Source organism: Roseicyclus salinarum (genome assembly GCF_029624655.1).
Taxonomy (GTDB): Bacteria; Pseudomonadota; Alphaproteobacteria; order Rhodobacterales; family Rhodobacteraceae; genus Roseibacterium; species Roseibacterium salinarum.
This window is the reverse complement of the sequence record NZ_JARRSA010000002.1, coordinates 29,454-48,526: the sequence shown is the minus strand read 5'-3', so window position 1 is coordinate 48,526 and position 19,073 is coordinate 29,454. Positions and strand designations below refer to the sequence as shown.

Here is a 19,073-nt window from a genome sequence, read left to right as displayed (position 1 = left end):
ATCCAAACTGGCCGATCTTCATCGGCGGGTGCGACGATTGCACGGGTGCCGCCCGGTCACAAGATGTCGGGCGCAAGCCTCGGGCGGCGCTGCCGCGCGGCGTCGGGCCTCAGGCGGCGATCCAGTCGAAAAACCCCTCGCCCGCCCGCGCCCGCATGTCACGCGCCATGTCGGCCCCCAGCTTCGCGCCGTCCTCGACGGGTGCTGTCCGGTCGTCGGTCAGCACCTCCGAGCCGTCGGGGCGAAGGATCTCTCCGCGCAGCCTCAGCGTGCCGCCGTCAATCTCCGCAAGCCCCGCGATCGGCGTCTCGCAGGAGCCGTCGAGGCCGGCGAGGAAGGCCCGCTCGGCCGCGAGGCGCAGGCCGGTCACGGCGTCGTGGATCGCCTCGAGCATCGCGGCCGCGCGCGCGTCGTCCGTCCGGCGCTCGATGCCGATCGCGCCTTGCGCGATCGCTGGAAGAACGTCCTCGGGCGCGATGGCGGACTTGACGACCTCGGTCATGCCAAGCCGCCTGAGCCCCGCCATGGCGAGGAACGTGGCGTCGGCCACACCATCGCCCAGCTTCTTCATGCGGGTCTGGACGTTGCCCCGGAACTCCACGACCTCGAGGTCGGGCCGCCGCGCCTTCAGCTGGGCCCGCCGCCGAAGCGACGAGGACCCGACCCGCGCGCCGGAGGGAAGGTCGGCGATGGCGTCGTGGCGGAGCGACACGAAGGCGTCCCGAACATCCTCGCGCGGGAGGTAGCAGTCGAGCACGAGGCCCTGCGGCTGCAGCGTCGGCATGTCCTTCATCGAGTGGACCGCGATGTCGATCCGGCCCGACAGCATGTCCTCCTCGATCTCCTTCGTGAACAGACCCTTGCCGCCCAGCGTCTTCAACGCGACATCCGCGTCGATCAGGCTGCGGTCGTCCCCGGTCGTCTTGATCACGACGATCTCGAATGCCGCCTCGGGCAGGTCGAACGCGGCCATCAGGCGGCGGCGCGTCTCATGCGCCTGCGCCAGCGCGAGCGGCGAGCCGCGGGTTCCGATGCGGAGGGGCTTGGCGGGGGTCGGAAGATCGGTCGTCATGGCTTTCTCCTACATCTGTCAACCTTGCTTGACAATCACCCTCGGGTTGACAGACTGAACCTTGCGCACAATTCCTGTGGCGCAAACGACCGAAGGACAACACCCATGTTTGACGCGCCTGCCACGGGCCAGAAGAAACTCCTGCGTTCGCTGGCGGGCGAGGCGATGGACGTGCCGCCGGTCTGGCTGATGCGGCAAGCCGGGCGCTACCTCCCGGAATACCGCGAGACGCGGGCGAAGGCCGGGGACTTCCTGTCGCTGTGCTACAACCCCGAGCTCGCCGCCGAGGTCACGCTCCAGCCGATCCGGCGCTACGGTTTCGATGCGGCGATCCTGTTCGCCGACATCCTGCTGATCCCGCAGGCGCTCGGCGCCGATCTGTGGTTCGTGACCGGAGAGGGGCCGCGCCTGTCCACGATCACCGGCCCCGAGGGCCTGCGCGCGCTGAAGGGCAAGGACGACATCCACGACCACCTCGCGCCGGTCTACGAGACGGTGAAGATCCTGTCGCGCGAATTGCCGCAGGAGACCACGCTGATCGGCTTCGCCGGCGCGCCCTGGACCGTCGCGACCTACATGATCGCAGGGCGCGGGACGCCCGACCAGGGACCGGCCCATGCACTGCGCGAAAGCGACCCGGCGACCTTCGCCGGGCTGATCGACCTGCTGACCGAGGCCACGATCGAATATCTCGACGCCCAGGTGCGTGCGGGCGCCGAGGTCGTGAAGATCTTCGACAGCTGGGCGGGATCGCTGAAGGGCGAGGCCTTCCGCACCTTCGCTCTGGAGCCCGCGAAACGGATCACGGGCGAGTTGAAGCGGCGGCATCCGGACCTTCCGGTCATCGCCTTCCCGCGCGAGGCGGGCGAGAAATACGTCGGTTTCGCGAAGGAGGTCGGCGCGGATTGCGTGGCCATCGACACCCAGGTCGACCCGGCCTGGGCGGCAAGGCACCTGCAGCCCGACAGCTGCGTCCAAGGCAACCTCGACCCCAGGCACATGGTGACGGGCGGCCAGGCGCTGGTGGATGCGACGCGCGCCATCGTGGACGCGCTGAAGGGCGGGCCGCACATCTTCAACCTCGGACACGGCATCACGCCGGAAGCCGACCCGGAGAACGTGCACCTGCTCCTGGAGACCATCCGCGGCTGAAGCGGCGGCGGCGCCATGGGGCGGGCGCGGCGATGCGTATTTCGGGAAAGATGAAGCCGGGAGCGGGTCCGGGGCGGTTTGCGAGCGCGCGGGCCGCAGGCTCGGGCAAGGCGACCCCGGGAGATCGGCGGAGATGAGAAAGCGCTTCGACCTGGCCGTGATCGGCCGAGGCCTGATGGGGACGGCCTGCGCACGCCACCTCGCCGAAGCCGGGCGTTCGGTCGCGCTGATCGGGCCGGACGAGCCGGAAGACGCGGCCGCCTTCGAGGGACCCTTCGCCAGCCACCATGACGCGGGACGCATCACGCGCATCCTGGCGGCAGACGCGGACTGGTCGCGCCTTTCGGCGCGATCCGTCGCGCGCTACCGCGACATCGAGGCGCGTTCGGGGATTGCGTTCTACCATCCTGTCGGCGGGATGATGGCGGCGCCGTCCGAGGGCCATGGCAAGGCCTTCGGCGACGCCTTTCTCGCCGTCGCCGATGCCGAAGGGATCGCCCATGACCGGCTGTCGGACGCGGCCCTCGCCGCGCGGTTTACGATGTTGCGCTTCGCGCCCGGAACGCGGGCGGCCTGGGACCCGGCGGGCGGCTGGATCGACCCGCGGGCGATGCGGCGCGCCGAGGAGGCGCTGGCCGTGCAGGCAGGCGCCACCGTCCTGCGCGAAACGGCGGTCAGGCGCCGTGGCGGCGAGGTCGCGCTTGGGTCCGGGCAGATCGTCGTGGCGGGCCATGTGGTCGTGGCGACGGGCGGCTATGCGGGCATGGACGCGCTTTTGCCGAGACCTCCCCGTCTGCAGGTCTTCGGGCGCACGGTCGCCTTTGCGGAGGTCGGCCGAGACCAAGCCGCCGCGTTCGCGGACATGCCCGCGCTGATCTTCTTTCCGGAGGGGCACGGACACGACCTCTACGTCCTGCCCCCGATCCTGTATCCCGATGGCCGCTGGCTCGTGAAGATCGGGGGGGAGTCGACGAGCCCGTCCCTTGGCAGCGCGGCGGAGATGGCGGCATGGTTTCGGGGCGGAGGCAGCGTGGAGGCGGGACGCGGCCTCCTGCGGGAGCTGGCGCGCCTCATGCCGGACCTCCCGATGGAGCGGACATCCGTGGGCGCCTGCGCGGTGACATTCACGGCGACGGGCAAGCCCTGCATCGCGCGGCTGGACGAGACCGTGACCGTGCTGACGGGCGGCAACGGGGCCGGGGCGAAGTGCGCCGACGAGCTGGGACGGTTGGGGGCGATGGTGGCCGAGGGCGCCAGCCTCGCGGCGGAGGGCTACGGGTGCGATTTCGATGCGCCCGCGATATGAAGGACGGTGCCCCGGGATGGGCGCTCCGGATGAGCGCGAAGCGCGTCCCGACCTCGATCGCGCGCCCCCTCGATGAGGGCAAGGGCACCGGCCCGGCCCGTTCGGTGATGAATGCCGGCGCCCTCCGGCGCGGATGCAGGCGAGACTTCCGGCCAGGAACGGCTTTCGCCGGGCGGGCACTTGCTCCCGCCCCCATGATTGCCTAGACCGCCGGGCAGGATCACGCGTCCTCGGATCGCAAGCGCGGCTGGGGATGAACCCGGGACGCCGGAGACTGCGCGCGCGAAGATGAAAACGACCACGACGCGATACCCGACTTCGGCGAAGCCGCCAGCACCTGAGGACCGTCATGAATTTCGTTGAACGTGTGGCCGATCGAAGTCTCGTCGTCGGCATCATCGGTCTGGGCTACGTCGGCATCCCGCTTGCCCTTGCCGTTTCGGGCTCCGGGTTCCGGGTCGTCGGGTTCGACATCGACGCGTCGCGCGTCGCAGATCTGAACCGGGGCAGGAGTCCGCTCAAGCACGTCCCTTCCACGCGCATCGACGAGCTTCGAGGGCGCGGCTTCGAGGCGACGGCGGAGTTCTCGCGGGCAGATGAATGCGATGCCCTCATCATCTGCGTGCCGACGCCGTTGAACCAGTACCGCGAGCCTGATCTCAGCTTCGTCGAAGGGACCATGGAGAATATCGCGCCCCACCTGCGCAAGGGGCAGATGATCAGCCTGGAGAGCACGACGTGGCCCGGCACGAGCCGGGAAGTGCTTCTACCGTATCTTGAAGGCACCGGGCTCACGGTCGGCGAAGATCTCCATCTCGTGTATTCCCCGGAACGTGAGGATCCCGGGAATGCCAGCTTCCAGACAAGCACGATCCCCAAGATTGTTGGGGGCCACACGCCGAAATGCCTCGCCGCGGGTGAAGCATTGTACGGCTCCTTCATCGACCGGATCGTGCCGGTCAGTTCGACGGAAGCCGCCGAGATGGTGAAGCTGCTGGAGAACATCCATCGCGCCGTGAACATCGGCCTCGTCAACGAGACGAAGATCCTGTGCGACAGGATGGGGCTCGACGTGTTCGAGATCATCGATGCGGCAAAGACGAAGCCGTTCGGCTTCACGGCCTACTATCCCGGACCCGGCATCGGCGGTCACTGCATTCCGATCGACCCCTTCTATCTTACGTGGAAGGCGAGGGAATTCGGCCTGCATACGCGGTTCATCGAACTCGCGGGCGAGATCAATGCGTCGATGCCGCAATACGTGGTCGACAAGACGGTGCGCGCGCTGAACGAAGTCGGGAAAAGCCTGCGGGGGGCCAGGGTCCTCGCCCTCGGCATTGCCTACAAGCGCAATGTCGATGACATGCGCGAGAGCCCGTCGGTCTTCGTGATGGAGCGGCTGCGCGACTGGGGCGCGGAGGTGGAGTACTCCGATCCCAACGTTCCGGTCTTTCCGCGGATGCGCCAGCACAGCTTCGACCTGACTTCGGTCGACCTGACGCCCGAGGTGATCGCCGGGTTCGACGTGGTGCTCCTTCTGACCGACCACACCGATTTCGACTATGACATGATCCGGCAAAACGCACGGATACTCGTGGACACACGCGGCAAGTTCCGCGGAGTTCCGGGTGTCGTACGCGCCTGAGGGGAAAAGATGCCCAAGACCTACGCGTTGATCGGTGCAGCAGGCTACATCGCACCGCGTCACATGAAGGCGATGGCCGAAACGGACGGAACCCTCGTGGCCGCATACGACGTGAACGACAGCGTCGGCGTCATGGACAGCCATTTCCCGGACGCCGCCTTCTTTACCGAATTCGAGCGCTTCGAGGCGGATGTCCACGATCGTCGCCTCCTGGGAGGTTCTCTCGACTTCGTCTCGATCTGCTCGCCGAATTACCTCCACAAGGCACATATGGCCTTCGCGCTGCGTGCCGGCGCCGACGCGATCTGCGAGAAACCCCTCGTGCTCGATCCGGCAGAACTGGACGCGCTCGCGGCGCTGGAAGCCGACAGCGGTCGGCGGATCAACTCGATCCTGCAGCTTCGCCTTCACCCCTCGATAATCGCGTTGAAGGAAAAGATCGCTGCCGGACCGGCCGACAGGGTGCATGACGTGGACCTTGGCTACTTCACGTCGCGCGGGGCCTGGTATCATGCATCGTGGAAAGGGCTGGACGAGAAATCGGGTGGCATAGCCACGAACATAGGAGTGCATTTCTACGACATGCTCTCCTTCGTCTTCGGGCCACTCAGGACGTCGGTGGTGCATCACCGCGCGGCGGACGCCGCAGCCGGATATCTCGAGTTCAGCAAGGCCCGCGTGCGCTGGGTTCTGTCCATCAACCGGTCTCACCTGCCACCGCAGACCCCCGCGGGGCAAAGCACCTACCGGTCGATCACCGTGGACGGGGACGAAATCGAGTTTTCGGGCGGTTTCACCGACCTGCACACGGCAAGCTATCGCGGTATCCTCGCCGGTGAGGGCTACGGGCTCGACGAGGTTCGAGCATCGATCGAACTGGTGAGCGGCATTCGCACCGCGCCCATCGAACCGAGCCGCGGCGAGCGGCACCCGGATCTCCGGAAGGTCGTGGGCGCATGAGCAAGGCCGACTACGTCGTGCACGAAAGCGCATATGTCGACGATCCCGTCGAGATCGGGGCTGGCACACGGATCTGGCATTTCGTGCATATCCTGCCGCACACGCGCATCGGGAAGAACTGCGTCTTGGGTCAGAACGTCATGGCCGGACCGCATGTGACGATCGGCGACGGATGCAAGATCCAGAACAACGTGGCCCTCTACAAGGGCGTGACGCTGGAGGACGAGGTCTTCTGCGGGCCGTCCTGCGTCTTCACCAACGTCCTGACGCCGCGGGCCAACGTCGAGCGCAAGGACGAGTTCGCCGAGACCATCGTCGGCCGTGGTGCCACTATCGGAGCGAACGCCACCATCGTGTGCGGCAACCGGCTGGGCGCCTACTGCATGGTGGCGGCAGGGGCGGTGGTGACACATGACGTGCCGTCTCACGCGCTCGTCGCAGGCGTGCCGGCGCGGCAAATCGGCTGGGTCAGCCGGGCAGGCGAGCGGCTGGGACAGGACCTGGTCTGCGGACGGACCGGCGAACGCTATGCAGAGGAAGATGGCGAACTCAGGCTGATCGGAGAGTAGACGATGCAATTCATCGACCTCGCGGCCCAGCAGGCGCGCCTGCGGAGCCAGATCGACGCCCGGATCGCGGCGGTTCTGGATCACGGGCAGTACATCATGGGGCCGGAAGTCGCGGAACTCGAGCACAAGCTCGCCGCCTTCTGCGGTGCCTCGCATTGCATGAGCTGCGCAAACGGAACCGACGCGCTGCAACTGGCGCTGATGGCACTCGGGATCGGACCCGGAGATGCGGTCTTCGTGCCCTCTTTCACCTTCGCCGCTTCTGCCGAGGTCGTCCCTTTCGTCGGCGCGACGCCGGTTTTCGTCGACATCGACCTCGACAGCTACTGCATGTCGGCGACAAGCCTCGGACGGACGGTCGATCACGCACGCAACCAAGGTCTGCGTCCCGCCGTCGTGATGCCGGTCGATCTTTTCGGCAGGCCTGCGGATTACGACAGTCTCGGCGCGATTGCCGAGCGGGAAGGCATGAAGATCGTCGCCGACAGTGCTCAGGGCTGGGGCGCGACCTACAACGGCCGCATGACCGGCACCTTCGGCGATATCACGACCACGTCCTTCTTCCCGGCCAAACCGCTGGGCTGCTACGGGGATGGCGGCGCGCTGTTCACGGAGGACCCCGAACTGGCGGCGTTGCTCGACAGCTTCCGGATCCACGGCAAGGGCACGGAAAAGTACGACAACGTCCGGATCGGCATGAACTCCCGCCTCGACACGATCCAGGCGGCAATTCTGCTTGCGAAACTGGAGGTCTACGCGTCGGAAATCGAGGCGCGGCAGAAAGTGGCCGATCGCTATACGGCCGGCCTTCCCGACCGATTCATCACGCCCCAGGTCCCGGCGGGCGTCTCCTCGATCTGGGCGCAATACACCCTGATGGCGCGTGACACCGGAGAGCGGGACAATGCGTTGCGATCGCTGAAGTCCGCGGGAATTCCAGCGGTGGTTTACTATCCGCAACCGCTTCACCAGCAGACGGCATACCTTGGCTTTCCGAAGGATCCGAACGGACTGGCGCACAGCGAGTCGGCCGCTTCCCGCGTGTTCAGCGTTCCGATGGGTCCATATCTTCGAACAGACGACCAGGACCGTGTAATCTCGACCCTGACCTCTGTATGATGCAGGCTCCGAACAAGAGGCGCGAAGATATGGCAGACGAGTCACCAGGGACGATAATAAGCCTGACATATCACGAGATAACCGCCGACCCGCGTGTCCTCAAGGAAGCTCGGGCTCTCGCAAGAGCGGGCTATGACGTGCACATCTTCTGCGACTGGCCGGAAGGAAAGCCGCAGCATGACGAAATCGACGGCATCCGCGTCACGCGCTTTTCCTGTTTCGGAACTGACGGGATTTCATTGGCTGCCTTTGAAGCCATGGACTTCCTGACTTCTTCGAGGCCGGCGATCGCCGATCGGTACGTTCCATATGCGTCTGCATGCGAATTCCTGACCGGGATTAGACCACACCTTAATGAGCGCTTCGGATCCGACTCCTTTGATCGCCTGAAATCGTCCTATTTTCGAAAGCACAAAGGCGTCAAGAAACTCAAGCGTTTCGTCTCGTATCTTTCCTTTCATCTAAGCCTCAGACAGTTTGATGCCAAGTCGCCCCGAGAGGAAGGAGCGTCCGTCAAGAAGATGAGTCTTTCTGCAGCTTTGGCAGACTGGAGAAAGCACCGAGGGCGGCAATTTCAGGCGCAGTCAATTGCCTTCTGGTCCAACCTTTCGAACGAGAAATTCGATGGTCAGTATGCCGCAGTCCATGCACATGACATCTACTGCCTGCCCGCGGGTGTAATGCTTGCCCGGCAACTGAACGTCCCTCTCGTGTACGATGCGCACGAATACGAACCTGCCCGCGCGACGAAAATCGCTTCAGACGCGCCGCAGTTGCCCGAATTGATCGAGAATGATTGCTTTGCACATATCGACCGCATGATTACCGTATCTGAGGGCATCGCAGAACTCTATGCGCAACGTTACCAGGGACCAGCACCCACAATTGTGATGAATGCTCCAGAAACCGACGCGCACGGTGCGTTGAAAAAGGGAGACTTACCTGCGGACTTTCGTACGGTGCGTGATCAGGTCGGTCTCGCTGACGATCAACCTCTTGTCGTCGCAACGGGCGCGGTCCAAAGAGCGCATCGCGGCATGGACAAGGTTCTGGAGGCGCTCGTTCACCTTCCGGATGTGAATCTCGCGAGCCTTGGCCCTCGTCATGCCGCAAACGACAACTGGTTCATGGGTGTCGCAAGGAAACTGGGCGTCAGCAGCAGGGTTCACTTGTTACCGCCGGTCGACGCGAAGCATGTTCCCGCCGCCATCAATTCGGCGAACGCTTCGATATGCGCCTTTCAGGACGTATCCCTCAATCATCGACTTGCTATGCCAAACAAGTTGTTCGAGGCAGCATTCGCACGAATTCCCATCTGCGTATCAGACCTACCCGAGATGCGCCGCTTTGTGGAGACACTCGAGATCGGACGTGTCATGGACCAGACTTGTCCGGAGAGTATTGCTGCCGCTCTCCGCGATGTGATCCAAAATCCCGAAAACTACAGACCAAATTCTGAAACTGATCGAAAATTGGCTGAGGTCTACAGTTGGCCAAGGCAGGCCGAAAAACTGATTGGACTATATCAGGATCTATTCGGTGCCCCAAGTAGCTATGACGAAAGTATTCGCTCCACTATACGGGCAGAAGCAGAGCCGTCGCCGTAGAGCGCAACGTCTTGTCCGACTGTCGAAACCCGATCAAGGACGGTCTGTGCGATCTCAACCGCTGAGACAGGCGGGCAAATGCAGTTCCAGCCGGTATCGACAAGTTCTGTCCACTCGGTTTCGTCTCGCAGCGTGACGCAAGGCACGCGCTGGAAATACGCTTCTTTTTGCACTCCGCCCGAGTCCGTCACAATGGCTGCGGCATTTCTTTCAAGCACCAGCATATCCAGATAGCCAAGTGGATCGACTGCAATGATACCGGGCCCGATGGACAATCCTTGCTTGGACATCCGCGAAAGCGTTCTGGGATGCAGAGGCAACACGACCGGGAGTTCCGAAGATACGCCGCTCAAACCGTCAAGAATCGCCGAAAGCCTTTCGGGGTGGTCTGTATTCTCCTGCCGATGCACCGTAGCGAGCACGTATCCTTTGGTCGTGACACCCAATTCCGACAAGATCCCGGCATGACGGTCGGCAGCCTCACCAAACAGAAGCGTCGCATCCTGCATTACATCGCCAACCTGTAAAATCTTCTGAGGGGCGACACCTTCGTTCAAGAGGTTTTTTGTGGCAACGTCGGTCGGGGTGAACAGCAAGTCCGAGCAGTGATCGGTGAGGATCCGATTGATCTCTTCAGGCATCTGTCGGTTGAAGGAACGGAGACCGGCTTCGACATGCGCCAACGGAATCTGAAGCTTGGACGCGGCCAAGGCAGCGGCGATCGTGGAGTTGGTGTCACCATAAACCACGACCCAATCAGGCTTTTCGCTCTCGAACGTTTCCTCAAGCGCCTCCAGCATTCGCCCGGTCATGGCACCATGAGAAAGCCCGGAGATACCGAGGTTGTACTTTGGCCGGGGTATGCCGAGCTCTTCGAAAAATACATCGGACATGTTCGCATCGAAGTGTTGTCCGGTATGGATGATTACTTCTTCAACGCCGGCGCGCTGCACGTAGGCCTTTGAAACAGCTGAACTCTTTATGAACTGCGGGCGCGCGCCCAGCACGGTGCAGACTCTCATTCGGGTCTCCGTTCGTCGTTGCAGCCATTTTGGGATTTCTGCCGCGCCGTACTGCTGCGGTCAACCTCGCGCCGGCCACGCGACCGGGAGGCGTCGATCGAGGCGTTACCGTTCAGGGGTCAAGTATCGGTCGACGCCATCCCAACCCCGCCGAATTGCCAAACGGCGGTTCGAAACCTTGATGCTTGAAGTGCAGTGGACAGGATGTGGCTTGAGCCCGAAGGCGAGAAGTGCTATCTGTTTGTCAACTAAGACACTGAAAAAGAGAAAAAAGTCGTCTAAAATGAACCCGGCCAAGTGGTTTGAATCCGCCCGCAATGCAGCGTTGAGAGAACGGAATGCGGCCCTGGAAAAGAGGGTCGAAGAACTGAAGGCCATGGTTAGAAACGTTCGCAAGGGCGTTGAAGACGTGAGTCCGGAATCGCACAACTCGGAAGCGGGCATGGATGGCTTCTTCGCCGAAGTTGTGGACGAAGAACCCTACCGCCGATTTGGAAGATCCCTTATTTCGGCGCTTCGGAAGCATGACGTTGTTTTTGATCACAAACACGTAGCCGACGCAGGAACAGGACCTGGCATTGCGCTTCACGAGATGCTTATCGGAAGTCAACCGGCTTCCGTGACAGGGTTTGATTTTTCTGAAAATGCTTTGGTGTATGCGCGCAAGCTGATGGCTTATGGAAAATTTCAGAAACACAGCATTTACGATCCGCTCCCAAACGAGTTCGATATAGTAATATGTACCGAGGTTCTCGAGCACCTTGATCATCCAGCCCAAGCGCTTCAAAACACCTTTCGCGCGGTGTCGCCAGGTGGCCAACTGATTTTATCGGTTCCCGATGGGCGGATAGACTTCTCTCGTTATCACATTAACTTTTGGAGTCCTGAAAGCTGGAAGAATTTCATCGAGGACAACCTTCCAAATATCAGTGTCGTCTTTGAAAGGTTCAGGATTCATGAAACATCGAATTATGAAAATTGTCTCGCGATCATATCAAAGCCCAATTGAAAGGTTTTGATTTGAGTCAAGCCGCCGTGCCGCCCCACACTGCACAATTTGCGGCAGGAGCATTCGCTGCTCGTCGTGGTCGGAGCAAGTTCGCTTTGCTGACACCCATCGGCCATAACGGCAACGAAGACGCAGTTGAACACGAGCTTGGCTTTAGGTAACCGGCGTCCGCCGCGCTTTCAGCCATCATTCAGGCGCTGGAGGCATGATCCGGGCGCTCATTGGCCGAGTGCGGTGCGCCATCACGGGATCGGCCCATGATGCCGCAGGGCAATCGGGGCGCGTTCGATCCGCCGGGTCACCTTGGCCGGGAGCACCGATGTCTGGATAATCACCTTGCGGCCTGATAGGTGCCAGCAGCACATTGGTGATGGAACGCACGTGACCGAAGCGATCAGTCTCAACAGCAAACCCGACACCTCCGGACGTGAGGCCGCGGCGGTGGCGCGCAGGTTGCTGCGCGAGGCCCTTCCATCACGTTGGAAGCTCTTCGCCCTATCGCTGGTCTGCATGCTGGGCGTGGCGGGCTTCACCGCGGCGCTTGCCTATTCCACGCGCCTTATCGTCAACGACGTCTTCGTGGCGAGCGATGCATCCGCCGCCATCGGGATCGCGTTTCTCGTCATCGGAGTGGCCTTCGGCAAGAGCATCTTCGACTACACCAACTCGGTCATTGCCGTGATGTTCAACCGCTCGGTGTCGTCCCACTACCAGAAGCTCGTGTTCCGCAAGACCGTCACGAACGACGTCTGGCACTTTGCCGGGCTTCATCCGGCCACGCAGATGACGCAGGTTCGGATGTTCGGCGAAGCGTGCGGCAAAACGGTCATCGGCATCAGCAACAGGTTGCTGACCGACTCGCTGACCGTGCTGGCTCTCGTGGTGGTGATGATCGTCCAGGATCCGCTGATGTCGCTTGCAACGGCAATCCTGTTCCCGCTGATCTTCCTGCTGGTGGGCACCCTGTCCCGCAAGATAAGGGCCGTCGCCAACGCCGAGACCGAGCTGACGGGCGCCTTCTTCTCGATCGGATCCGAAGCCTTTCAGGGCATCAAGACGGTCAAGAGCTACCAGCTCGAGGACAAGTCGATCCGCCGCTTCAACGATGCCGTCAACATGCTTCAGGAACGGCTTCTCGGCTTCGCCAAGATCACGGCGGCCACTGTCCCGATCATGGAGGCGCTCGGCGGCGTCGTGATCGGCCTGTTCGTCATCTACGCCGCCTGGCAGACGATCACGCAAGGGCAGACGCCGGGCGAGTTCACGGCGTTCATCACGGCCTTCCTGATGGCCTACCAACCCGCCGAACGGGTTTCGAAGACTTGGGTCGAGCTCCAGAAATCCCTCGTGCATGTGGGGCGGATGTACCGGCTTCTCGACACGCCCTTGCGGCAGCGCGACACCGGGACGCGGACGCTCGACGACGCAGACCCGGAAGTGGAGTTCGAGCATGTCAGCTTCGATTACACCGCCGATGCGCCCGCGTTGAAGGACGTCTGCTTCAACATTGCCTCAGGCGAGAGAGTGGCGATCGTCGGGAGATCGGGCGCGGGCAAGAGCACCCTGATCGACCTCGTTCTGCGGTTCTACGATCCGACCGAAGGCCGCGTCCTGATCGGGGGCGTGGACCTGCGCGATGTCACCGAGAAGTCGCTTCGGCAATCGATCGCCTTCATCAGCCAGGACGTGTTCCTGTTCGACGGAACGATCCGCGACAACATCCGCGACGGCAATCCAGACGCGACGGACGCCGCGATCGAGGAGGCGGCGAGACGTGCGCAACTCGACAGCGTTGTCGCGGCCCTGCCCGACGGACTGGATTCGCGCGTAGGCCCCAACGGCTCGAACCTCTCGGGCGGCCAGAAGCAACGCGTCGGTATCGCGCGGGCTCTCGCGAAGAACGCGAATATCTACATCTTCGACGAGGCGACCAGCGCCCTCGACGTCCAGAACGAGCGCCTGATCATGGAGACGGTCGTGAACGAGCTGGACGGCGCGACGATCCTCTTCGTGACCCACCGACCCTCGACGCTGAACTACGTCGATCGCGTGCTGATGCTGGACGCGGGGCAGGTCGTCGCGTTCGACCGGCACGAGCGGCTCGAACGCGAGAACGAGCGCTACCAGACCCTGTTCAACCTCGCGATGAAGGATGACGAAAAGGCCGCCGAGGAGGATGCCGAGGTTGACCCGGAATGGAAGGCGGCCTCGGGTGACTGAACGGCGGCCGAAGGTGCCGTCCGGCCCCGGCATGGTGGCGGCCACACCCGGATTCCCCATGACATGAAGCCCTCGATCTTCGTCATAAATCTTGACCGCAGGCCGGATCGGCTGGCCTTCATGGCGCGACAGCTGGAGGCCATGAACCTTCCCTGGCAGCGCGTCCCGGCGCACGACATGCGATCCGTCGACGAGACGCTGCTCGCCCGGGAGGTCGCCCTTTCGGGGCACCGCGTCGGCATGGGTCGCGGAAGCCAGTGCTGCGCGCTGACGAATTTCGACATCTACAGGCGGATCGTGGCCGACGACCTGCCGGCCGCGCTGATCCTACAGGACGACGTGGAGCTTTCGCCGGATCTCGCGCCGTTCATCGCGTCTCTGGACTGGCTGCCGCGTGGCGTGGAGATCGTGCAATTCGAGAAATATGGACGGAAGCGGTCCAGCCGGCTGACCGGTCCGGCACTCGGCACGATGCCGGTCGCAGGCCGCAGTCTTCACCGGCTCCACTCCCGCACCGCCGGCGCGGCCTGCTACCTGATCACCCAAGCCGGCGCCGCGCGCATCCTTGCCGAAAAGCCGCTACTCGACATGCCGATCGACCATTTTCTGTTCAGCCCGAACGTCTCGCCCCTTTTCGAACGCCTCGGGGTGGCCGTCGTCCGGCCGGCCCTCGCCCGTCAGCGCGACGAGGACATGGGCTCCGATCTTGCAGGCGAACGGAAAGGCCGGTCCAAGGGCGTCTCGGCGCGGCTCCGGCGGCTCTGGCAGGAGGTCAACCGGGCGCCTGCGCAGCTTGCCGCAATGACCCGAGGGGCCAGGTGGCGCGACTTCACCCACGAGTCTCCGCACGATTGAGAAAACTCGCAGGAAGCCCATGTCCGTGAAAGCCACAGTCATCCTGCCGACCTATCGCGACTGGACGAGCGCGGCGCGATGCCTCGACGCGCTTGCGGCGCAGGACCTTCCGGCGTCCGAGTTCGAGGTGATCGTCGCCAACAACAATCCGGAGGAGGCAGCGCCGGATGACCTGCCCGGCGCCCCTAACGTGCGGGTGATCTGGGAGCCGAAGCCCGGCTCCTACGCGGCGAGGAACGCCGCCCTGGCGCAGGCGCGCGGAACGTTCGTATTCTTCACGGACGCGGATTGCACGCCCGCGCCGCACTGGCTGTCCCGCGGCCTGCATCTTTTTCGGACCGAGCCGGGCTGCAGGCGGATCGCGGGACAGGTGGTGATGGAGCCGGGCCCGGACGGATGGACGGGGTGGAGCCTTTACGACAGCCTGTTCAATCTCCGACAGGACGACTATGCGCGGCGCGGATACGCGGTGACGGCGAACCTCGCCGTTGCGCGGTCCGTCTTCGAAGAGGTCGGCCCGTTCCGAGAGGACGCCTTTTCGGGCGAGGACAAGGAATGGAACCGGCGCGCGAGCGCGGCGGGTGTGCCGATCCGATACGATGCAGCGATGTCAGTCCGCCACCCCGCGCGCACGACCCTCGCCGAGAACGCCGAGAAGAAGCGGCGCCTCGCGGGCGCCCGCTTCGTCGCCAAGGCCGGGCGGCCGATCGCCCGGCGCCTGCCTCGGCTGCACTACCTTTTCCCCTCGCCCATGGCTTGCGCCCGGATCTGGCGACACCCCGCAGACGCCGGCGTCGCACCGAGACTCGGCGCCATGTGGTGCCACTACCGCCTCGGATGGACCTACAATGCCGAGATTGTCAGGCTGGGTCTTCTCGGTGGCGCGCCCGAGCGCAATTGACCCCGGGACCGGTCCACCAGCCTTGCGCTGGTCGGCACGCGGATTTATCCCCTCCATTCCCGGTACGAAACGCGCCAACCTGACCCATATGCCCAGACCGCCCTCGCCAGCTTCCAATGCGTCCGACGTGAGCGCGAGGCGTCTGTTGCTCGAATACTGGCTCAGGGACCACGCCTGGGTGCGCCTGTTCGTGCCGAACTTCTACAAGGTGGATGCGGACCTTTACCGCGCGAACCATCCGGGGCATCGCCGTCTGCGGATCGCCCGGGACCTCGGCGTCAAGTCCGTGCTGTCGCTCCGCGGGGATCGCGGCACGGTCCCGACGCTCGTGGAGAGACAGGCCTGCGATGCCCTTGGGCTGGACCTGCAATCCGTCAGGATGTGGACGACAAAGCTGGTCGAGGGGGAGGTCCTGCTCGATCTGGTCGACAAGCTTCGACACATGCCAAAACCGATGCTTGTCCATTGCAAGTCAGGCGCCGATCGCACCGGGTTGGCGGTGACGCTCTACCTGCATGTCATCAAGGGGGTGCCTCTTGCCGAAGCGCGCAGGGCGCTGAGCTGGAAATACGCTCATCTGTCGTGGACGAAGGCGGGCATCGTGCACCGGGTTCTCGACGCCTACGAAGCCGATCACGTCGCGACGGGCATCGGTTTCGAGGACTGGGTGCGCACGCGCTACGACCGCGAGGCCCTGTCGCGCTGATCCAGGCCTGCCCGCGAGGCGGCGACGACCTTGAGCACGCCGCCGGCCTCGCGCGATCGCACTGCAATCAGACCCGCGAGGTCACACCACGGCCTTCGGCCCGGTGCGGCCCATCGCCTTCCTCACGTCCACTTCGCCACGGGCGGCAGGCTCATCAGGACCGCGTTCGCGTCATGCCCCGTCTCGAGGCCGAATTTCGTGCCGCGGTCGTAGACGAGGTTGTATTCGGCATAAAGGCCGCGATGGATCAGTTGCGCCTCGCGGTCCGCCTCGTCGAAGGCCGTGTGGCGGCGCTTTTCGACGCAGGGCACGAAGGCCGGCAGGAAGGCGCGGCCGACGTCCTGCGTGAAGGCGAAATCCGCCTCCCAGTCGCCGGTGTTCAGATCGTCGTAGAAGATGCCGCCGACGCCGCGCGCGCGGTGCCGGTGCGGGACATAGAAATACTCGTCCGCCCAGGCCTTGAACCGCGCGTAGTAGTCGGGGGAGTGGCGGTCGCAATGCTCTTTCAGCACGGCATGGAAATGCGCCGTGTCCTCGTCGTATTCGATCGCGGGGTTCAGGTCGGATCCGCCGCCGAACCACCATGCGACGGGCGTCCAGAACATGCGCGTGTTCATGTGGACGGCCGGGACGTGCGGGTTCTGCATGTGCGCCACGAGGCTGATGCCCGAGGCCCAGAAGGTCGGATCGTCCTTGAGGCCGGACAGGTCCTTGCGCGCCGCCATCGCGGCGACCGCACGCTCGCCCAGTTGCCCGTAGACCGTGGAGACGTTGACGCCGACCTTCTCGAAGACCCGGCCGCCGCGCATCACGCTCATCAGGCCGCCGCCGGCGTCAGATCCGTCCTCGGAAGTGCGGCGCGTCTCGCTCACCTGGAAGCGGCCCGCCGGCTGGTCGCCGCCCTGCGCGTCCTCCAGCGCCTCGAAGGTCGCCACGATCTCGTCCCTCAGGCTGCGAAACCATTGCGAGGCGCGCGCCTTCCGGTCGTCGATAGTGTCCTTCATGGCAGAGCCCTCCATCTCGTTTGCCGACCATTAGCACCGCTTTGCGGGCCGCGCCACGCGGGCAAACGTCGCTTCGCGCCGCACAGGCTGCGACATGCCGCCTGCCCGGCGTTGCCGTCGCGCTGCGCGCCGCGATTTGAAGGTGCGGCTCGCGTTTCGGTGATGGATTTCCACGATTATCTGTCCTAGGATCAAGTCAAACGCCGCTCCAGACGGCACCCAGAGGCAGAACGAGCAGTTTCGTGACCACCGGACGCATGATGACCGCCCTTTGCGGGCTGATCCTCGTCGCTTGCCTGGCCTTTTCCGGCCCGGCGCGAGCCGCCCCCTATGCCGCGATGGTGATGGATGCACGGACGGGGGAGGTGCTGCATTCGCGCAATGCCGACACCCGCCTGCATCCCGCCTCGCTGACCAAGATGATGACGCTCTACCTCGCGTTCGAGGCCGTTCGCCTCGGCGAGATCGGGCTCGACACCGAGGTGCGCATCTCGGCGAACGCCGCCGCCGAGCCGCCCTCGAAGATCGGGCTGAGGCAGGGCAGCACGATCCGCTTCCGCTTTCTGATCCGGGCCGCCGCGATCCGCTCGGCCAACGATGCCGCGACGGCGATCGGCGAGGCGCTGGAAGGCTCCGAGGCCGCGTTCGCGCGCCGGATGAACCGCACCGCCCGCGCGCTCGGCATGACGCGGACGACCTTCCGCAACGCGCATGGCCTGACCGAGGAAGGCCACATGTCCACGGCACGCGACATGACGATCCTCGGCCGCCGGCTGCACTACGACTATCCCCAGTATTACAACATCTTCTCCCGGCGCGAGGACAACGCGGGCATCGCCACGGTGCGCAATACCAACCGTGCCTTCCTGAACGCCTACAGCGGCGCGGACGGGATCAAGACGGGCTACACGCGCGCGGCGGGCTTCAACCTCGTGGCCTCGGCGCGGCGCGGCGACGAGCGCATCATCGCGACGGTCTTCGGCGGGCAGTCCACCGCGTGGCGCAACCAGAGGGTCATGGAACTTCTGGACATGGGCTTCCAGCGGGCGCCAAGCACCGCGCCGGTGCGGGTTCCGCCCCTGCCGACCTACGACGACGTGCCCGATGACGAGAACCAGATCTTCACGGCGCTGGTGGCGCGCAGCATCCGGCCGCTTCAAAGGCCGCTCGCCGCGCCCGCGGCAGAGCTGCTCGCGGCCATCGACGCGGCGGTGGGCGAGGCCGTGGGCGAAGCGGTGGCCGAAGCTGCGGCCCAGACCGCGACCGCCGCGCTTCTGCAGCCCGCGCCCCGCCCCGCCGGAGCGCGCGTCGAGGCGATCGCCCCCGAGGCTGTCGCCGCCGCCCTGACCGAAGCATTGGAGCCTCCCTCCGCCGAAGCAGCTGCAGCGCCCGGCCCCGAGCCCCTGCCCCGGCCCGAGCCGCAATCGGCGGTCGCCGAGGCCCCCCTGCCCCAGCCTGTCGCGACCGAGGTCGTCACGCGGGCGTCCTCGACAGGATCGCGCCTTTTCGGCGTGTCGCTCGGCTATCAGTCGACGGAACACGCTGCCGAACGGTTGCTTCTCCAGACCGCGCTGGCCGAGCTTGGCACCTTCGACGACGCGCTGCGCCGGGTCGTGCGGCGCTCCGGCGGATTCGACGCGCGGTTCGCGGGAATGACCGAGGATCAGGCGCGGCGCGCCTGCGCCCGCCTCGCGGCGCGCGCGATGCCCTGCGAGACCTTCGGCCCCTGAGCGCAGGCCGGGGCGTCCCCGACAGCCGGGTGCGCCTCATTCCTTCGGGTGGTCGTCGTAGTCTTCGCTGAGGATGCGGTTCGCGTCGCCCTCGGGGTCGTCGAACTGGCCACGCTTCAGCATCCAGAAGAACGCGCCGAGGCCGATGAGCCCCAGAAACAGGCTGACCGGGATCAGGATGCCGAGGACGTCCATT

The 19,073-nt window shown here is 64.5% G+C and carries 17 protein-coding genes; 13 read left to right on the top strand and 4 right to left on the bottom strand.

The window, feature by feature from the left end; translation table 11 throughout:
* Positions 1-109: 109 nt before the first annotated feature.
* On the bottom strand, positions 110-1,072 hold the full coding sequence (gene hemC / locus P6F26_RS01715) for a hydroxymethylbilane synthase (protein ID WP_278026911.1): 963 nt from the start codon (positions 1,070-1,072) through the stop codon (positions 110-112).
* Between the two features lie 105 nt (positions 1,073-1,177).
* Here hemC and hemE point away from each other — a divergent pair, with 105 nt between their 5' ends.
* From hemE to P6F26_RS01680, 7 genes are all read left to right on the top strand, one after another.
* Positions 1,178-2,224 (top strand): uroporphyrinogen decarboxylase, encoded by a 1,047-nt coding sequence (gene hemE, locus P6F26_RS01710; RefSeq protein WP_278026910.1) that lies wholly within the window; start codon positions 1,178-1,180, stop codon positions 2,222-2,224.
* Positions 2,225-2,357: 133 nt separating this feature from the next.
* Positions 2,358-3,530: an NAD(P)/FAD-dependent oxidoreductase gene (locus P6F26_RS01705; protein ID WP_278026909.1), complete on the top strand. Its 1,173-nt coding sequence runs from the start codon at positions 2,358-2,360 to the stop codon at positions 3,528-3,530.
* Between the two features lie 349 nt (positions 3,531-3,879).
* On the top strand, positions 3,880-5,175 hold the full coding sequence (locus P6F26_RS01700) for a nucleotide sugar dehydrogenase (RefSeq protein WP_278026908.1): 1,296 nt from the start codon (positions 3,880-3,882) through the stop codon (positions 5,173-5,175).
* Between the two features lie 9 nt (positions 5,176-5,184).
* On the top strand, positions 5,185-6,135 hold the full coding sequence (locus tag P6F26_RS01695) for a Gfo/Idh/MocA family protein (RefSeq protein WP_278026907.1): 951 nt from the start codon (positions 5,185-5,187) through the stop codon (positions 6,133-6,135).
* Positions 6,132-6,704, top strand: coding sequence for an acyltransferase (locus tag P6F26_RS01690; RefSeq protein ID WP_278026906.1), 573 nt, complete (start codon positions 6,132-6,134; stop codon positions 6,702-6,704). Before P6F26_RS01695 ends, P6F26_RS01690 begins: the two co-directional genes overlap by 4 nt.
* Before the next feature lie 3 nt (positions 6,705-6,707).
* On the top strand, positions 6,708-7,823 hold the full coding sequence (locus P6F26_RS01685; RefSeq protein WP_278026905.1) for a DegT/DnrJ/EryC1/StrS family aminotransferase: 1,116 nt from the start codon (positions 6,708-6,710) through the stop codon (positions 7,821-7,823).
* 29 nt (positions 7,824-7,852) lie between these two features.
* Positions 7,853-9,430 carry a glycosyltransferase gene (locus tag P6F26_RS01680; RefSeq protein WP_278026904.1) on the top strand — a complete coding sequence of 526 codons (1,578 nt, stop codon included), beginning with the start codon at positions 7,853-7,855 and terminating at the stop codon, positions 9,428-9,430.
* On the opposite strand, the gene wecB is transcribed toward P6F26_RS01680, so the two are convergent.
* The gene (gene wecB / locus P6F26_RS01675; RefSeq protein ID WP_278026903.1) at positions 9,376-10,452 is read right to left on the bottom strand and encodes a non-hydrolyzing UDP-N-acetylglucosamine 2-epimerase; all 1,077 of its coding nucleotides are present in this window, start codon (positions 10,450-10,452) and stop codon (positions 9,376-9,378) included. The genes P6F26_RS01680 and wecB overlap by 55 nt on opposite strands.
* Positions 10,453-10,633: 181 nt before the next feature.
* Here wecB and P6F26_RS01670 point away from each other — a divergent pair, with 181 nt between their 5' ends.
* The 5 genes from P6F26_RS01670 to P6F26_RS01650 all read left to right on the top strand — a co-directional run bounded on the left by P6F26_RS01670 (position 10,634) and on the right by P6F26_RS01650 (position 16,143).
* Positions 10,634-11,461, top strand: a complete 828-nt coding sequence (locus P6F26_RS01670) for a class I SAM-dependent methyltransferase (RefSeq protein WP_278026902.1) — start codon at positions 10,634-10,636, stop codon at positions 11,459-11,461.
* A gap of 381 nt (positions 11,462-11,842) precedes the next feature.
* Entirely contained in the window at positions 11,843-13,681 is a 1,839-nt protein-coding gene (locus P6F26_RS01665; protein WP_278026901.1) for an ABC transporter ATP-binding protein, read from the top strand.
* A gap of 63 nt (positions 13,682-13,744) precedes the next feature.
* Positions 13,745-14,536, top strand: a complete 792-nt coding sequence (locus P6F26_RS01660) for a glycosyltransferase family 25 protein (RefSeq protein ID WP_278026900.1) — start codon at positions 13,745-13,747, stop codon at positions 14,534-14,536.
* Between the two features lie 25 nt (positions 14,537-14,561).
* Positions 14,562-15,437 carry a glycosyltransferase family 2 protein gene (locus P6F26_RS01655; RefSeq protein WP_278026899.1) on the top strand — a complete coding sequence of 292 codons (876 nt, stop codon included), beginning with the start codon at positions 14,562-14,564 and terminating at the stop codon, positions 15,435-15,437.
* A 127-nt stretch (positions 15,438-15,564) separates the two neighbouring features.
* The gene (locus tag P6F26_RS01650; protein ID WP_278026898.1) at positions 15,565-16,143 is read left to right on the top strand and encodes a tyrosine-protein phosphatase; all 579 of its coding nucleotides are present in this window, start codon (positions 15,565-15,567) and stop codon (positions 16,141-16,143) included.
* 122 nt (positions 16,144-16,265) lie between these two features.
* Here P6F26_RS01650 and hemF read toward each other — a convergent pair whose 3' ends face one another.
* Positions 16,266-17,147, bottom strand: coding sequence for an oxygen-dependent coproporphyrinogen oxidase (gene hemF / locus P6F26_RS01645; protein ID WP_278026897.1), 882 nt, complete (start codon positions 17,145-17,147; stop codon positions 16,266-16,268).
* Positions 17,148-17,404: 257 nt separating this feature from the next.
* Between hemF and P6F26_RS01640 the strand changes: the two genes are divergently transcribed.
* Positions 17,405-18,877, top strand: a complete 1,473-nt coding sequence (locus tag P6F26_RS01640; RefSeq protein ID WP_430736712.1) for a D-alanyl-D-alanine carboxypeptidase family protein — start codon at positions 17,405-17,407, stop codon at positions 18,875-18,877.
* A 36-nt stretch (positions 18,878-18,913) separates the two neighbouring features.
* On the opposite strand, the gene ccoS is transcribed toward P6F26_RS01640, so the two are convergent.
* Positions 18,914-19,072 (bottom strand): cbb3-type cytochrome oxidase assembly protein CcoS, encoded by a 159-nt coding sequence (gene ccoS / locus P6F26_RS01635; protein WP_278026896.1) that lies wholly within the window; start codon positions 19,070-19,072, stop codon positions 18,914-18,916.
* Position 19,073 lies beyond the last annotated feature (1 nt).